Raw genomic sequence first — 13,645 nt, 5'->3', positions numbered from 1 at the left:
GTCCGGTCAGCCCTGCTGGCCGGGTGCTCGGATCGGGGCCGAGGCCGGTCCGGGCTGCACAGGCTGGCCGGGGCGGACGCGCTGCACACCCTCCACCACCACGCGCTCCCCGGCTTCCAGCCCGGATTCCACCACCACCTGGTCGGCGATGCTGCGCCCGAGCGTCAGCGGCCGTCGCGCCGGGCGGTTCTCGGCATCCAGCACCCAGACATAATTGCCGCCCTGGTCCTGCAGCACCGCGCTGCGCGGGATGACCACGGCCTGCACCGGCTCCGCCCCCTCGACGAACACGTTCACGAACATGCCGTCGATCAGCGCGCGGTCGGCCTCCCCCTCATGCCCCGGGCCGCGCGGCGGGTTCGGGATCAGTGCGCGGACCAGCACCGTATCCGTGTTGCGGTCCACCTGCGGGTCGATGAATTCGATCCGCCCGGCCTGGTTGTAGGTCTCGCCGGTCACCAGGCGGATCCGCACCCGCGTGGCATCCGCCCCGCCGCGCCCGGCATAGCGGTCCCGCAGCTCGGTCCCGGTGCGCAGGTTGACGGGGAAGGAGATTCGCATCGGGTCCTGGCTGACCACGGTGGCGAGCGGCTCACTGGTCGGCCCGACCACGGCGCCGACGGAGAAGGTGGAGCGGCCGATCTTGCCGGCGAAGGGCGCGGTGATCTCGGCATAGCCGAGGTTGATCTCCGCCACCCGAAGCTGCGCCTGGGCCGCCAGCACATTGGCCTGCGCGGTGCGCTGCGCGGCGGTGGCTTCCTCCACCCGCACCTGCGTGCCGGCCTGGCTGCGCACCAGGTCCCGAGCGCGGGCGAGCGCGCTGTTGGCGTTCTGCAACTCGGCCTCGGCGGAGGCGACGGCAGCGCGGGCGCGGGCCACCTCGGCCTCGAAGGGCGGGCGTTCCAGGCGGAACAGCACCTGGCCCTCGGTGACCTCCTGGCCTTCCCGGAAGGTGCGTTCCTGAAGGAAGCCGGTGATCCGCGCGCGAAGGTCAACGCGGTTCTGCGCCTCCACCCGGCCGACGAATTCGGTGCGTTCCGTCACCGGGCGACGTTCCACCGCCACCACGCCGACCGCGGGCGGCCCTTGCGGGCCGAACTGCGCCTGGGCGGGGCCGGAGAGCAGGCCAAGGCCGAGCAGGGCTGCTAAACCGGAAAAAGCCGCGCGGAGCGCGGCCGGGGTCTTCGTCGGCATGGAAGCGATCCAGGATTTGGCAGGTAGCCAAACCGATCACAACCAGCCGCGTCAAGTTTCCTGGCTGTTGCTACCCCCCGTTGCGGCGCCTCTCGAAGGCCGTGATGTCCGGTTCCAGTGTCAGGGTCAGGCCGATTTCATCCAGGCCGCGCAGCAGACAGTCGCGGGCGAAGCCGGGAATGGCGAATTGATGCGTGGAACCGTCCGGTGCCGTCAGGATTTGCGCCTCGAGATCAATCGAAATTGTCACGCCCGGTGCGGTCACGATGGCTTGGCGCAGCGCATTCACCGTGGATTCCGGCAGCTTCACGGGCAGCAGGCCGTTCTTCAGGGCGTTAGAAAAGAAGATATCGCCAAAGCTAGCCGCGACGACGCAGCGATAGCCCATCGCCGCCAGGGCATAGACCGCTGCCTCCCGCGAGGAACCGACGCCGAAATTCCGCCCGGCCACCAGGATGCCGGCGGTATCGAAGGGAGGCTGGTTCAGGATGAAGTCCGGCCGCCTGGCGCCATCCGGCGTGAAGCGCTGGTCGTGGAAGCCGTAGCTCACATAGCGCTCATCCCGCGGGCGCCGCATGAAGCGGGCGGGCATGATCTGGTCGGTATCCACATTGGCCAGGTCGAGCGGCGCGGCGATGGCGGTGTAGCGGATGAAGGGTTCCATCAGTTCGCACTCACCAGCCGGCCCGCCACGGCGGAGGCGGCCGCCGAGGCCGGGGAGACCAGATGCGTCCGCGCCCCGCGCCCCTGCCTTCCGGCAAAATTGCGGTTGGAGGTGGAGGCGCAGCGTTCGCCCTCGCCCACCGTCTCCCCATGCATGGAGACACACAGCGCGCAGGAGCTTTCCTCCCACCGCGCGCCGGCTTCCTTGAACACCCGGTCCAGCCCCTCCGCCTCCGCCGCGCGCTTGACGCGGGAGGAACCGGGCGAGACCAGCATGGGCACGGCGATGCGCTTGCCGCGCAGTACGGCAGCGGCATCCCGCAGATCCTCGATACGCGCATTGGTGCAGGAGCCGAGGAAGACGCGGTCCAGCGCCACATCCGCCATCGCCTCCCCGCCCTTCAGCCCCATGTAGTCCAGGCTGCGGGCCCAGGCCTTTTTCCGGGCTTCGTCCGGTGCGTCATCCAGGCGGGGGACGCGGCCGGAAAGCGGCACGGCTTCCTCCGGGCTGGTGCCCCAGGTGGCCATGGGGCGGATCGCGGTGGCGTCGATCGTCACCTCGGACTCGAAGCGGGCGCCGGGGTCGCTGAACAGCCGGTCCCAGGCGGGGTCCGGCTCGGCGGGCGCATAGGGGCGGCCGGTGAGCCAGGCGCGCGTCACCGCATCGGGCGCCACCATGCCGGTGCGGGCGCCGGCCTCGATCGCCATGTTGCAGAGCGTCAGGCGGGCCTCGATGGACAGCGCCCGCACCGCGGGGCCGGCGAATTCGATGGCGCCACCCAGCCCGCCGCCGGTGCCGATCTGGGCGATCAGCGCCAGCGCCATGTCCTTGGCGGTGCTGCCGGCGGGCAGGGCGCCCTCGAAATGGCAGCGGATCTGCTTCGGCGGGGACTGCCAGATGGTCTGCGTCGCCAGCACATGCGCCACCTCGGACGCGCCGATGCCGAAGGCCAGGGCACCGAGCGCGCCATGGGTGGAGGTGTGGCTGTCGCCGCAGACCACCGTCATGCCCGGCAGGGTCAGCCCCTGCTCCGGCCCGGCGACATGGACGATGCCCTGGTCCGGGTCCGCCAGCTCGAAGGCGCGGATGCGGTTGGCGCGGGCGTTTTCTTCAAACGTCTCGATGATGCCGCGGATTTCCGGGTCCGCAACGTCCGGGGTGCTGCGGCCCACGGTTGGGGCGTAGTGGTCGCCGAAGCCGAAGCTGAGATCGGGCCGGCGCACCTTCAGGCCGCGCGCCTTCAGGATGTTGAAGGCATGGAAACTGCCCTCGTGGAAATAATGGCGGTCCACATACAGCAGGGCCAGCCCGTCATCGCGGGCCTGCACCACATGCGCGTCCCAGATTTTTTGAAATAGCGTTTGTCCCATGGCATGACACTGGCGCCGGCTTGGCGGCCAGGCAAGACCCGGGCAGGTTCAGGCCATGTGGAACACGCCCCCCGCCGTCATCGCCCCCACCCTGCTCTCCCGTCTGCCGGACGCGCTGCGCCGGCCGCGCCGCAGCGCCTGGGCGGATGCCAACCGCGCCGGCGCACCGGTGGACAGCTTCCTCGAAGGCCCCTGCTTCGATGCCGGCGGCAATCTGTTCTGCACGGATATCCCGCACGGCCGCGTCTTCCGCATCTCCGGCAGCCAGTGGGAGGCGGTGGCGGAATACGAAGGCTGGCCGAACGGCCTGGCGGCGCGGGAGGATGAACTGCTGGTGGCCGATTACCGCCATGGTGTGCTGACCCTGGACCCGCGGACCGGCGCCATGACGGCGGTGGCGGAGAACATCAACAGCGAGGGGTTTCGCGGGATCAACGACCTGATCCTGCACCCGGATGGATCGATCCTGCTGACCGACCAGGGCCAGACGGGCCTCCAGGACCCCACCGGCCGGGTCTGGCGGCTGCACCCGGAGGGGCGGATGGACCGGTTGATCTCCAACGGACCCAGCCCCAACGGCCTGGCGCTGAACCGCGCCGGCACGCATCTGCTGGTGGCGATGACCCGGTCCTGCGAAATATGGCGCTTCGCGCTGCGGGCGGATGCGGTGGTGGCCAAGGCCAACCTGTTCTTCCGCATCCCCGCCGGCACCTCCGGCCCCGACGGCATGGCGGTGGACGCACATGACCGGCTTTTCGTGGCGAACCCCGGCCATGGCCAGGTCTGGGTGGTGGACCCGCATGGGGTGACGACGCATCGGGTGGATTGCACCGGCTTCGGCCGCATGCCGACCAACTGCACCTTCGCGCCGGATGGCCGCACGCTGGTGATCACCGAAAGCCAGTCCGGCAGCCTGCTGGCCGCCGAAATCCCCGCGCCGCGCACCGGAGCATCCGCATGACCAGCCCGACCCCGCTCTCCGGGATACGCGTTCTCGAATTCACGCATATGGTGATGGGCCCGACCGTGGGCATGACGCTGGCCGATCTCGGCGCAGAGGTCATCAAGGTGGAGCCGGCGCCGGAAGGCGACAGCACGCGGCGCCTCACCGGCTCCGGCACCGGCTTCTACGCCGCCTTCGGCCGCGGCCGCCGCAGCCTGTGCGTGGATTTGAAGCAGCCGGAAGGCCTGGCGCTGGTGCAGAAGCTGGCGGCGCGCGCGGATGTGGTGGTGGAGAATTTTCGGGCCGGCGCCATGGCCAAGCTCGGCCTTGGCTTTGCGCAGCTATCGGCCACCAACCCCGGCCTGGTCTATTGCTCCTGCAAGGGCTTCCTGCCCGGCCCCTATGAGCACCGCACCGCGCTGGACGAAGTGGTGCAGATGATGGGCGGCCTGGCCTACATGACCGGGCTGGAAGGCCGCCCGCTGCGCGCCGGGTCCTCCGTCATCGACATCATGGGTGGGCTGTCCGCCGTGATCGGCATCCTGGCCGCACTCGGCGAGCGCCAGCGCACGGGGCAGGGCGGGGAAATCCAGGCCGGGTTGTTCGAGACGGTGGCGCTGCTGATGGCGCAGCACATGGCGCAGACGAAAATCACCGGCCAGGCGCCGCCGCCCATGTCCGTCCGCCGCCCCGCCTGGCCGGTCTACGACATCTTCGGCACCTCCGATGGCGGGCAGGTTTTCGTTGGCGTGGTGACGGATACGCAGTGGCCGGCCTTTTGCGTGGCCTTCGGGCTGGATGACCTCGCCAGCGACCCGACGCTGAGCAACAAGCAGCAGCGCGCCGATGCGCGCGACCGCACCATTCCGCGCATCGCCCAGGCGCTGCTGGCCTATACCAAGCCCGAGCTGATGGCGAAGTGCGAGGCGCTGGGCCTGCCCTTCGCCCCCATCGGCAAGCCGGCCGATTTGTTCGAGGATCCGCATCTGCTGGGCAGCGGCGGCCTGGTGCCGCTGACCCTACCGGATGGCACGCCGATCGACCTGCCGGCGCTGCCGGTCTCGATCGATGGCGCGCGGCCGGGCGGCACCGGCGATCTACGCCCACCGGGCGCCGATGGCGCGGCGATCGCGGCGGAATTGGGCTACTCCTTGGCCGAGATCGCCGCGCTGCGGGCGAGCGGTGCACTGACCGGCTAATCCACCTTGATGTTGCCGACGCGAATCACCTCCCGCCACCTGTCCAGCTCGCTGCGGATCATCGCGGTATAGGCCTCGGCGCCCAACGTGCCCGGCCGCACGCCGATGCGGCCGAAGCGCTCGGCGATTTCGGGGGAGGCCATGGCCTTCGCCATTTCCTCCTCCCACCGCGCCTTCACCGCGGCGGGGATGCCGGCGGCGGCGGAGAAGCCGAACCAGTTGGTGGACGCCACGGCGGGGAAGCCGGCCTCGGCGAAGGTCGGCACATCCGGCAAGGCGGGGGAGCGTTCGGCCTCACTGGTCGCGATCGGGCGCATACGGCCGGCGCGGAGGTTGGGCAGGGCGGTGGGCAGGCTTTCCATCAGCGCCGGGATCTGCCCGCCCATCACATCCGTCATCGCCGGGGCCGATCCGCGATAGGGCACATGCGTGAGTTCGACCCCCGCGGCGCGGGCCAGCAACTGCCCGATCAGGTGGTTCATCGTGCCATTGCCGCCGGAGCCGTAGGTCATCTCCCCCGGCTTCGCCCGCGCCAGCGCCAGGAAGGCGGCGAGGTCCGGCGCCGCCACGCCCGGCCCCACGGCGAGCACGCTGGGGAAAGTGCCGACCAGGTGGATATGGGTGAAATCCGCCACCGGATCATAGGGCACATTGGCATACAGCACCGGCCCGATGCCGTGCGAGGCGGCGTTCGAGATCATCACCATGTGCTGGTCGCCGCGCGCTTTGGCCAGCAGGTCGCTGCCCACCATGCCGCCGGCGCCGGGCCGGTTCTCCACCACGATGGGCTGGCCAAGCTTCGTGCCGAACCATTCGGCCAGGATGCGGGAGAGGATGTCTGCGGCACCGCCCGGCGGGAAGTTCACGATCCAGCGGATTGGCCGCTCTGGCCAGGTGGCTTGCGCGCGGGCCACGGCAGGTGCGGCCAACGCCACGGCAAGGCCGCCGAGCAGCAGGCGGCGGGTCGGGTTGGCGGAATCGGGCATGCGGAATTCTCCCCCTGTGATCCGGTGTTCCGGTCGCCGCAGGCCGAAGCAACATCGATGCCGTAGACGAAACCAACCCTGCATGTTTCGCTGGCCTGCGACACCACCGGTATCCAGGAGCATTGCATGGAATTCGACCTGATCCTGTGCGGGATGCGTCTGCCCAATTCGGCGGCATCTGACCCGTTGATGGACATCGGCGTGCAGCATGGCCGCATCGCCGCAATCGCGCCGCGTCTGGAAGGTGAGGCGCGGGAGCAGGTGCAGGGCAAGGGCCGGCTGGTCTGCGCCGGCTTCGTGGAGACGCACATCCACCTCGACAAATCCTGCCTGTTCAACCGCTGCGAATGCGAGACCACGCGTTTCCCGCATCTGGCGATGGAGCGTGTCTCCGCCATCAAGCCGGACATCACGGTGGAGGATGTGACACAGCGCGCCAGCCGCACCTTGGAGATGTGCGTGCTGCATGGCTGCACCCGCATGCGCACCCATGTGGAGGTGGACCCGCGCATCGGCCTGCGATTCTTCGAGGGTGTGAAGGCGCTGATCGACAGCTACGCCTGGGCCATCGATGTCGAGATCTGCGTGATGCCGCAGGAAGGCATGACCAACAATCCCGGCACGGATGAGCTGATGGTGGCCGCGCTTCGCAACGGCGCCAAGGTGGTCGGCGCCGCGCCGAACTACGACAGCGACCGCGCCGCGCAAATCCGCCGGGTGTTCGAGATGGCGCGCGAATTCGACGTGGACATCGACATGCATCTGGATAGCGGCACCAGCGGGTCCGATCTCGATACGCGCCTGGTCTGTGACCTGACGGACCAGTATGGCTGGGGTGGCCGGGTCGCCATCGGCCATGTCACCAAGCTGTCCACCATGAAACCGGCGGAGGTGGATGCGGTGGCGAAGCGCATGGCCGATGCCGGCGTGGCGCTGACGGTACTGCCGGCGACGGACCTCTACCTTGGCGGCCGGCACAAGGATGCCGATGTGCCGCGCAGCGTGGTGGATGCGAACCGGCTGGTGGCGGCGGGCGTGGTGTGCTCGCTCTCCTCGAACAACATCCAGAACCCGTTCACGCCGTTCGGCGACGGGCAGTTGATCCGGCAGGCGAATCTCTATGGCACCGTCATCCAGCGCGGCAACGACGCCGATGTGCGGGCGATGTGGAGCATGATCACGGATGGTTCCGCCCGCATCCTGCGGCAGCAGGATTACGGCATCACGGTCGGCGCCCCGGCCGACCTCGTGGTGGTGGATGCGCCGGATGAGGTGGCGGCGCTGCGCGGCATCGCCCCGGTACTGGCCGCCTTCAAGCGCGGCCGCCGCACCGTGACACGACAGCCGGCGGAGTTGCACCGGCCGGGCTGAGCCTACCGCCCGTCGTTAGCCATGCCTCAACCTGTCGTCGGTAAGCTCCTGTCACAGCGGGCAGAAGGCCCCGACACGCAACGCGAAGCGACGGTCTGGCCGTCGCGCCGCGCAGCCACAGGGGCACGGCATGAGGATCGCGATCTGCGTCAAGAAGGACATCCACGGCCTTCTCGCGGCGCGCATGCTCGCCGCGCGGCTCGGCTTCGCGGAGCTTCGCTTCTTCTGCAGCGTGAAGACGAGGCAGGCGGAGGCTGACGTTCCGGCGCTGCGGCTGATGAAGCTGCTGGAACGCGACGTCGCCATCGACACGCTGGCGATGATCGAGCCGCCGTCACCCGGCCTGCCGCGACCGGAAGATTGGGTGGAACTGCATGATTTGCGCGCCGATGGCGGGGCCGCGACGCTGCTGGATTTTCGCCCGGACATCGTCATCTCCGCGCGCTTCAGCCTGATCTTCCCGCAGCGCGTGATCGAGGCGGTGCCGCGCGGCATCATCAATGTCCATCCCGGCGCGCTGCCTGGCTACCGCGGCCTGTTCGCGCCCTTCTGGCAGGTGCTGCGCGGGGAGCGGGAGTTGGGCTGCACCGTGCATATGGTGGACAAGGGCATCGATACCGGCCCGATTCTGGGCGTCGCGCGGGTGCCCTTCGATGCGACGCGGTCGCTGATGTGGCACACCGCCGGGCTGTATCGCGGCGGCGTCGCCATCGCCGCCACGGCCGCCACCACGCTGGGGCGCGGCGGCCGGCCGGACAGCGTGCCCCAGCCCGCGGGCGGCGCCTATTTCCGCTTTCCCGCCGCGGCGGATTTTGCCGCGCTGCCTGTGCCGATCGTCAGCGCGCGGGATTACGCGCAGGTGCTGGGGGATGCCTTCGCGCCGCTCGCGCCGGGCCTGCCGCAGAGGCAGGCGGCGTGAGGGGCGAGCTTTCCTTCGCCACGCGCCTGACCGGCGTGCTGGCGACCATGCTGCTGCTGGGCTGCGGCCTGGCGGCTGGGCTGAACTACCTGAAATTCGAACGCATGCTGATGGAACAGCAGGCGCGCGTGCTGGAAATCCTGGCCGGCGAGCTGGGCAGCACGGTGGAGAACAGCCTGGCGCTCGGCGTGCGGCTGGCCGGCGTGCCGGGCGCGCAGGCGCTGCTGGAACGGTCGCGCGCCGCGGAACCACTGATCGCGGGGCTGACCATCGCGGATGCGGACCAGGTGGTGCTGTTCGACACGGATCGCCAGAACATGGGCGGCACGCTGCCGCGAGACCAATTGGCGGCGGCGGGCCCCGTGGCATCCTGGCGCTTCCGAGACGGGCCGCGCTACGGCATCGGCACGCCGATCATCAACGGCTTCGGCCAGCCGGAAGGCGCCATCCTGCTGCGCTACGAACGCACCGCCGTGGATGAACGCCTGGCCGCCGCGCTGCTGGCGATGATGCAGGCCACGCTCTTGGCGCTTGCTATCGCGATCCCGGCCGGTGCGCTCGGCCTGCACCTGGTCACGCGGCACACGCGCCGCTGGTTCGCGGCGATGCAGGAAGCGATGCAGCCCGGTGCGCAGCCCGCCGCGCTGGCGGCAGGATTGCAGGTGGCGATCGCGGATACCGACGCCGTGCTGACCGAGGCCGAGGCGAAGCTCGAACAAATCGCGGCGCAATTGCCCGAAGCCGCGCCGCAGCAGATGGAGGCCACCGCGCCATGACGCCGGATCGTCGCCTGGTCAGCCGCGTTGTCGCGGTCGCCGTGCTGCTGCTAACCATGGCGGTTGGCTTCGTCTCCCACACCGCATTGCGCAGCTTCGAGGCTGAACTGCGGCCGGAGCTGGAGCGGGAGGCCACCGTCGTCGGCAGCATCGGCGCGCGCACGCTGCAACGCGCCGTCGATCTCGGCGTGCCCTTCGCCAGCCTGTCAGGGTTGGAGGAGTATCTCACCAGCCTGCTCGCCGCGCAGCAGGGCCTGGCCTATGTCCAGCTGACCGATGCGGCGGGGCAGCGTATCGCCGGCGCGGGTGAGGGATCTGAGGATTTCGCCGGCCTGCCCGCCGGCACCACGGCGCCGGAACGCGGCGCGCTGATGCGCCTGCTCGGCGGCAGCTACGATGCCGCGCTGCCGGTGCTGGAGGCCGGCCAGGTGGTGGGTTGGCTGCATGTCGGCATCGCTCGCGCGCGGCTGGACACCGCGCTGGATGACATGCGCTGGGACGTCCTGATCGTGCTGCTGGTGGTGCTGCTGGCAACCACCGAATTCCTGCGCTTCGTCCTGTCCCGCACTGTCTCCGCGCCTATCGGCATGGTGATGCGCCTGCAGTCGCGGCTGGCCGGCGGCGATTGGACGCTGCGCGCGCCGGGCGACATTGGCGCGGAGGCTGGGCGCGTGGCGCGGCACCTGAATGTGCTGGTGCGCCGGATGAATGACCGCTGGGACCGGCTGTGCTGGATGGCGGCGCAGTCGGGCGCCGCGCAGCGGGCCGGCGCCGTGCTGGATGATGTGCGCGAACGCCTGCGCTTCGGCGTGGCCGCGGTGCAGGAAGGGTTGGGCGCGGGTGCAGCCTCGGCCCGGCTGCCGCTGTTCCTGTTCGTCTTCGCCGAACAGCTCTCCACCTCCTTCAACCCGATCTTCGCGCTGGAACTGGCGGGCGGGCAGGGCGGCATCATGGGCGCGGCGCTGCCGATCGTGGCCTTCGTCGCGGCGGTGGCACTGTTCACACCGTTTGGCGGCGGCGTGGTGGCGCGGCACGGGCCGCGGAATGCGCTGCTGATCGGGCTGCTGCCAGCGGCAATCGGCCATGTCGGCGCGGCGCTCGCCACGGACCTCACCACCTTCGCCATTGCGCGTGCCGTCTGCGGCGCCGGCTATGCCATCGTCACCATCGCCTGCCAGGTGCATCTGGCGCAGGAAGCACCGCAGGGGCGTGTGGCGCGCAGCCTGGGGGGCTTCACGGCGGCGGTGATGACGGGCGCGGTCTGCGGCACGGCCATCGGTGCGGTGCTGGCGGATCGTGTCGGCTTCCGCTTCACGCTGGTCTTCTCCATGCTGCTGGTGGCCGGCACCGCCCTGCTGGTCTGGCGCGCCTTTGCCGCCGGTGGCGCCAGCGAGCAGAAGCCGGTGGGCGTGTGGCAAAGCGCGCGAGCCGCCTTCGCGGAGCCGCGCTTCGCGCTGCTGGTGCTGTTCGCGGCGATCCCGGCCAAGGTACTGCTCGGCGGCTTCATCTTCTTCCTCGCCCCGCTGGAATTGCGGGAGCTGGGGCTGAGCCAGGCCGCGATCGGTCGCAACGTGATGCTGTATGGGCTTTGCATGCTGCCCGCCATCCTGGTCGGCGCCTGGCTGACGGATCGTACGGGGCGCGGCGGCCTAGTCATCGCGGTGGCCGGCGTGATCAACGGCGTGGCGCTGCTGCTGCCGCTGTGGCTGGAGCGGGAGGTGGCGCTGCCGCTGGCGATCATCGGCACCGGCCTGGCGCAGGGGCTGGCCGCGGCGCCGATGCTGGCGATCATCCCCGGGCTGAGCCTGATGCGTGGCGCGCCAAGCTCCGCCGCCATGCTCAGCTTCCTGCGGCTGGGTGAGCGGTTCGGCAGCGTCATCGGCCCACCCGCCGCGGCGGCGCTGCTGGCGCTCGGCACGGGGCAGGAGACGATGCTGGCGCTCGGCGTGCTCTCGCTCGCCACCGCACTCGGCTACGCGCTGTCGCTGGCCTTCCAACGATCCCAGCAGAAGGAGCCAGCGTGATGCTGCAACGCCGACATCTCCTGGCGGCGCCTGCGCTGCTGGCGGCGCGCCCCGCCACGGCTCAGGCGCGGCCTTTTCGGATCATGATGCTGCTGTTCCGCGGCTGGGAGGAGGCCTGCGACGGCTTCCGCGACCATTTCGCCGCGCGCCGCATTCCGGTGGAGCTGATCGTGCGCGACATCGCGCAGGATCTGCGCCGCGTGCCGGACCTGGTGGAGGAGGTGCGGCAGGTGAAGCCGGACCTCATCTATGTCTGGGGCACCTCGCTGGCGATGGCAGCCCTCGGGCCGTGGGATGCGGTGGACCCGGCGAAGCACATCACCGGCGTGCCGGTGGTGTTCAACATCATCACGGATCCTGTCGGCAACCGCATCATCCGGTCCCACACCGACCCGGGCCGCGCGGTGACCGGCACGGAGTATATCGCGCCGGTCGAGGTGCAGGTGCGGGCCATGGCGCGCTACCGCGCCTTCACCCGCGTCGCGACCACCTTCAATCCGAATGAGCGCAACTCGCTGTCCGTGGTGGCGCAAATGCGCGCGCTGCTGAGCGATGGCGTGGTGGAATTGCCGGTGGCGCTGGATGCGGCGCGGCGGCCCGTGCCGGAGTCGATCCCGGGCGTGGTGGCGGCGGCCCGGCGCGCGGGTGCGGAATGGCTCTACATTCCACCCGACACCTTCCTGAACAACAACCGCGCGGTGCTGACCCGCGCGGCGCTCGATGAAGGGCTGCCCTGCTTTTCCGCCAGTGAGCGCTTCGTGCAATTCGCCGAGGGTCTCGCCGGGCTGGTCAGCCGCTACTACAGCGTCGGCGCCTTCACCGGCTACAAGGCCGAGCAGATCCTGCGTGGCGGCCGCGCGCCGGAGAGCATTCCGGTGGAGACGCTGACGCGCCTGTCCTTCCTGATCCGCATGGAAAGCGCGCGGCGCCTGCAGATCTTTCCGCCCGTCGGGCTGCTGCGCGTTGCGGAGACCGTCTGAGCCATGCTCCTCCGATCCCGCATCCTGCTGCTGTTCGCCCTGGCCACGTTGCTGGTCGCCGCCTCCGTCGCGCTGCCGGCCTGGCTGGTGCTGCGCGATGGGCAGGACCGCGCCGCGACGCTGCGCGCCAGCCTGCACTCCGCCACGCTGCGTGAGGCGGTGGACCGCGCCGCCGCGCCGCTGGTTGCCGCGCTGCGCGGTGCCGCATTGGATGAGGCGCTGGTCGCGGCGCGCGCCGCGCAGGATGAATCCGCACTGCGCCAGCGGTTGGCGGCCTTGCGCGATTCGCTCGGCCTGGATGGGCGCCTGGATGTGGTGGGCGGGCAGGGACAGCTTCTGGCGGCGGCGCCGGCGGCGGCGGACCCGCTGGCCAGTGGCGCCACGGCCTTGCAGCGCGACCTCGTCCCGGGCCAGGTGCATGCCGGCTTCGAAGCGGCGGAAGGCGAGGTTCTGCTGGTGGCCAGCCTGCGCCTGGCGCAGGGCGACCTGCTGTCGCTCGGCGTGCCGGCGGAAGCGGCGCTGGGGCAGATCACGCGGCATCTCGGCGCCGATCTGCTGATGCGCGACCGCGGCGGCGCAACCCTGTTCGCCAGCACGCCGGCGCTGCGGGCAGATGCCGGCGCGCTGCGGGCGGGTGAGACGGTGGAGATGGGTGGCCGCCTGTTCCGGCTAGAGGCGACACAATCGGAAAATTCCGCGGGGGCGGTGGTTGGTGAGATTCTCGTGCTGGCGGACGCTACCGCGGAAATCCAGTCCCGCCGCCTGTTGCTGCTGGTGGCCTTCGCGCTGCTGGTGGTCGCCGCCACCGTCACCTGCCGCGCGCTGTATGGCGTGATCCGCGATGCGCTGGATCCGCTGACGGAACTGGCGCGCGCGCTTCAGGCGGTGGCCGGCGGCGATATCTTCGCCTCCGCCGCCATCGGCCGCCGCGGCGATGAGGTGGGCGCGATCGGGGAGGCGCTGGAGGCGCTGCGTAGCAACACGCTGGCGTTGGATCGGTTGCAGACCGGCAACCGCCTGGCGGGCCTGCGCGAACGCGCGCTGATCGCGCAGGAAATCGCGCGGCTGACCGCGGTGCTGGAAGGCCCGGCGCGGCGGGAGATTCTCGGGCTTCTGGAAGGCGAGGGCGCAACGCTCGGCCCGGCCTTCGCGCGGCTGTCCGGCCATGTGGTGCAGCAGCATCGCGCGATGGCGGAGCTGCTGGCGGAACGCACGCGGG

At 70.4% G+C, this 13,645-nt stretch carries 12 protein-coding genes; 8 read left to right on the top strand and 4 right to left on the bottom strand.

Translation table 11 applies throughout. The features are described from left to right. Nucleotides 1–6: 6 nt before the first annotated feature. The 3 genes from ACFHNC_RS21690 to leuC all read right to left on the bottom strand — a co-directional run bounded on the left by ACFHNC_RS21690 (nt 7) and on the right by leuC (nt 3,228). Complete coding sequence (locus tag ACFHNC_RS21690; RefSeq protein ID WP_437171331.1) at nt 7–1,194, bottom strand: efflux RND transporter periplasmic adaptor subunit; 1,188 nt, start codon at nt 1,192–1,194, stop codon at nt 7–9. Nucleotides 1,195–1,264: 70 nt separating this feature from the next. Continuing rightward, nucleotides 1,265–1,858 carry a 3-isopropylmalate dehydratase small subunit gene (leuD, locus tag ACFHNC_RS21685; RefSeq protein WP_437171330.1) on the bottom strand — a complete coding sequence of 198 codons (594 nt, stop codon included), beginning with the start codon at nt 1,856–1,858 and terminating at the stop codon, nt 1,265–1,267. Then, nucleotides 1,858–3,228 carry a 3-isopropylmalate dehydratase large subunit gene (gene leuC / locus ACFHNC_RS21680; protein ID WP_437171329.1) on the bottom strand — a complete coding sequence of 457 codons (1,371 nt, stop codon included), beginning with the start codon at nt 3,226–3,228 and terminating at the stop codon, nt 1,858–1,860. The genes leuD and leuC overlap by 1 nt, the downstream gene beginning before the upstream one ends. Nucleotides 3,229–3,283: 55 nt before the next feature. Between leuC and ACFHNC_RS21675 the strand changes: the two genes are divergently transcribed. Both ACFHNC_RS21675 and ACFHNC_RS21670 read left to right on the top strand, forming a co-directional pair. Next, nucleotides 3,284–4,189 (top strand): SMP-30/gluconolactonase/LRE family protein, encoded by a 906-nt coding sequence (locus ACFHNC_RS21675; RefSeq protein WP_437171328.1) that lies wholly within the window; start codon nt 3,284–3,286, stop codon nt 4,187–4,189. Next, entirely contained in the window at nt 4,186–5,370 is a 1,185-nt protein-coding gene (locus tag ACFHNC_RS21670; protein WP_437171327.1) for a CaiB/BaiF CoA transferase family protein, read from the top strand. The genes ACFHNC_RS21675 and ACFHNC_RS21670 overlap by 4 nt, the downstream gene beginning before the upstream one ends. Here ACFHNC_RS21670 and ACFHNC_RS21665 read toward each other — a convergent pair. Next, nucleotides 5,367–6,356 (bottom strand): Bug family tripartite tricarboxylate transporter substrate binding protein, encoded by a 990-nt coding sequence (locus tag ACFHNC_RS21665; RefSeq protein WP_437171326.1) that lies wholly within the window; start codon nt 6,354–6,356, stop codon nt 5,367–5,369. The two genes, ACFHNC_RS21670 and ACFHNC_RS21665, sit on opposite strands and share 4 nt — an antisense overlap. Nucleotides 6,357–6,482: 126 nt before the next feature. Here ACFHNC_RS21665 and ACFHNC_RS21660 point away from each other — a divergent pair, with 126 nt between their 5' ends. From ACFHNC_RS21660 to ACFHNC_RS21635, 6 genes are all read left to right on the top strand, one after another. Then, nucleotides 6,483–7,727, top strand: a complete 1,245-nt coding sequence (locus ACFHNC_RS21660; protein WP_437171325.1) for an amidohydrolase family protein — start codon at nt 6,483–6,485, stop codon at nt 7,725–7,727. Nucleotides 7,728–7,857: 130 nt separating this feature from the next. Continuing rightward, on the top strand, nt 7,858–8,646 hold the full coding sequence (locus ACFHNC_RS21655) for a formyltransferase family protein (RefSeq protein ID WP_437171324.1): 789 nt from the start codon (nt 7,858–7,860) through the stop codon (nt 8,644–8,646). Beyond that, nucleotides 8,643–9,422, top strand: a complete 780-nt coding sequence (locus ACFHNC_RS21650) for a hypothetical protein (RefSeq protein ID WP_437171323.1) — start codon at nt 8,643–8,645, stop codon at nt 9,420–9,422. The genes ACFHNC_RS21655 and ACFHNC_RS21650 overlap by 4 nt, the downstream gene beginning before the upstream one ends. Beyond that, nucleotides 9,419–11,446 carry an MFS transporter gene (locus ACFHNC_RS21645; RefSeq protein WP_437171322.1) on the top strand — a complete coding sequence of 676 codons (2,028 nt, stop codon included), beginning with the start codon at nt 9,419–9,421 and terminating at the stop codon, nt 11,444–11,446. Before ACFHNC_RS21650 ends, ACFHNC_RS21645 begins: the two co-directional genes overlap by 4 nt. After that, nucleotides 11,446–12,426: an ABC transporter substrate binding protein gene (locus tag ACFHNC_RS21640; protein ID WP_437171321.1), complete on the top strand. Its 981-nt coding sequence runs from the start codon at nt 11,446–11,448 to the stop codon at nt 12,424–12,426. The genes ACFHNC_RS21645 and ACFHNC_RS21640 overlap by 1 nt, the downstream gene beginning before the upstream one ends. 3 nt (nt 12,427–12,429) lie before the next feature. Continuing rightward, the coding region (locus ACFHNC_RS21635) for a HAMP domain-containing protein (protein WP_437171320.1) at nt 12,430–13,645 on the top strand (1,216 nt) is incomplete at its 3' end.

The organism is Falsiroseomonas sp. E2-1-a4 (assembly GCF_051433165.1).
Lineage (GTDB): Bacteria > Pseudomonadota > Alphaproteobacteria > Acetobacterales > Acetobacteraceae > Falsiroseomonas.
The sequence above is the reverse complement of the archived record's forward strand: the minus strand, read 5'-3'. Positions and strand labels throughout refer to the sequence as shown.

Coding starts and splice junctions, on each gene's coding strand:
- ACFHNC_RS21645 (WP_437171322.1), top strand. CDS start 9,419: ATGACGCCGGATCGTCGCCTGGTCAGCCGCGTTGTCGCGGTCGCCGTG.
- leuC (WP_437171329.1), bottom strand. CDS start 3,228: ATGGGACAAACGCTATTTCAAAAAATCTGGGACGCGCATGTGGTGCAG.
- ACFHNC_RS21665 (WP_437171326.1), bottom strand. CDS start 6,356: ATGCCCGATTCCGCCAACCCGACCCGCCGCCTGCTGCTCGGCGGCCTT.
- ACFHNC_RS21655 (WP_437171324.1), top strand. CDS start 7,858: ATGAGGATCGCGATCTGCGTCAAGAAGGACATCCACGGCCTTCTCGCG.
- ACFHNC_RS21660 (WP_437171325.1), top strand. CDS start 6,483: ATGGAATTCGACCTGATCCTGTGCGGGATGCGTCTGCCCAATTCGGCG.
- ACFHNC_RS21670 (WP_437171327.1), top strand. CDS start 4,186: ATGACCAGCCCGACCCCGCTCTCCGGGATACGCGTTCTCGAATTCACG.
- ACFHNC_RS21640 (WP_437171321.1), top strand. CDS start 11,446: ATGCTGCAACGCCGACATCTCCTGGCGGCGCCTGCGCTGCTGGCGGCG.
- leuD (WP_437171330.1), bottom strand. CDS start 1,858: ATGGAACCCTTCATCCGCTACACCGCCATCGCCGCGCCGCTCGACCTG.
- ACFHNC_RS21690 (WP_437171331.1), bottom strand. CDS start 1,194: ATGCCGACGAAGACCCCGGCCGCGCTCCGCGCGGCTTTTTCCGGTTTA.
- ACFHNC_RS21675 (WP_437171328.1), top strand. CDS start 3,284: ATGTGGAACACGCCCCCCGCCGTCATCGCCCCCACCCTGCTCTCCCGT.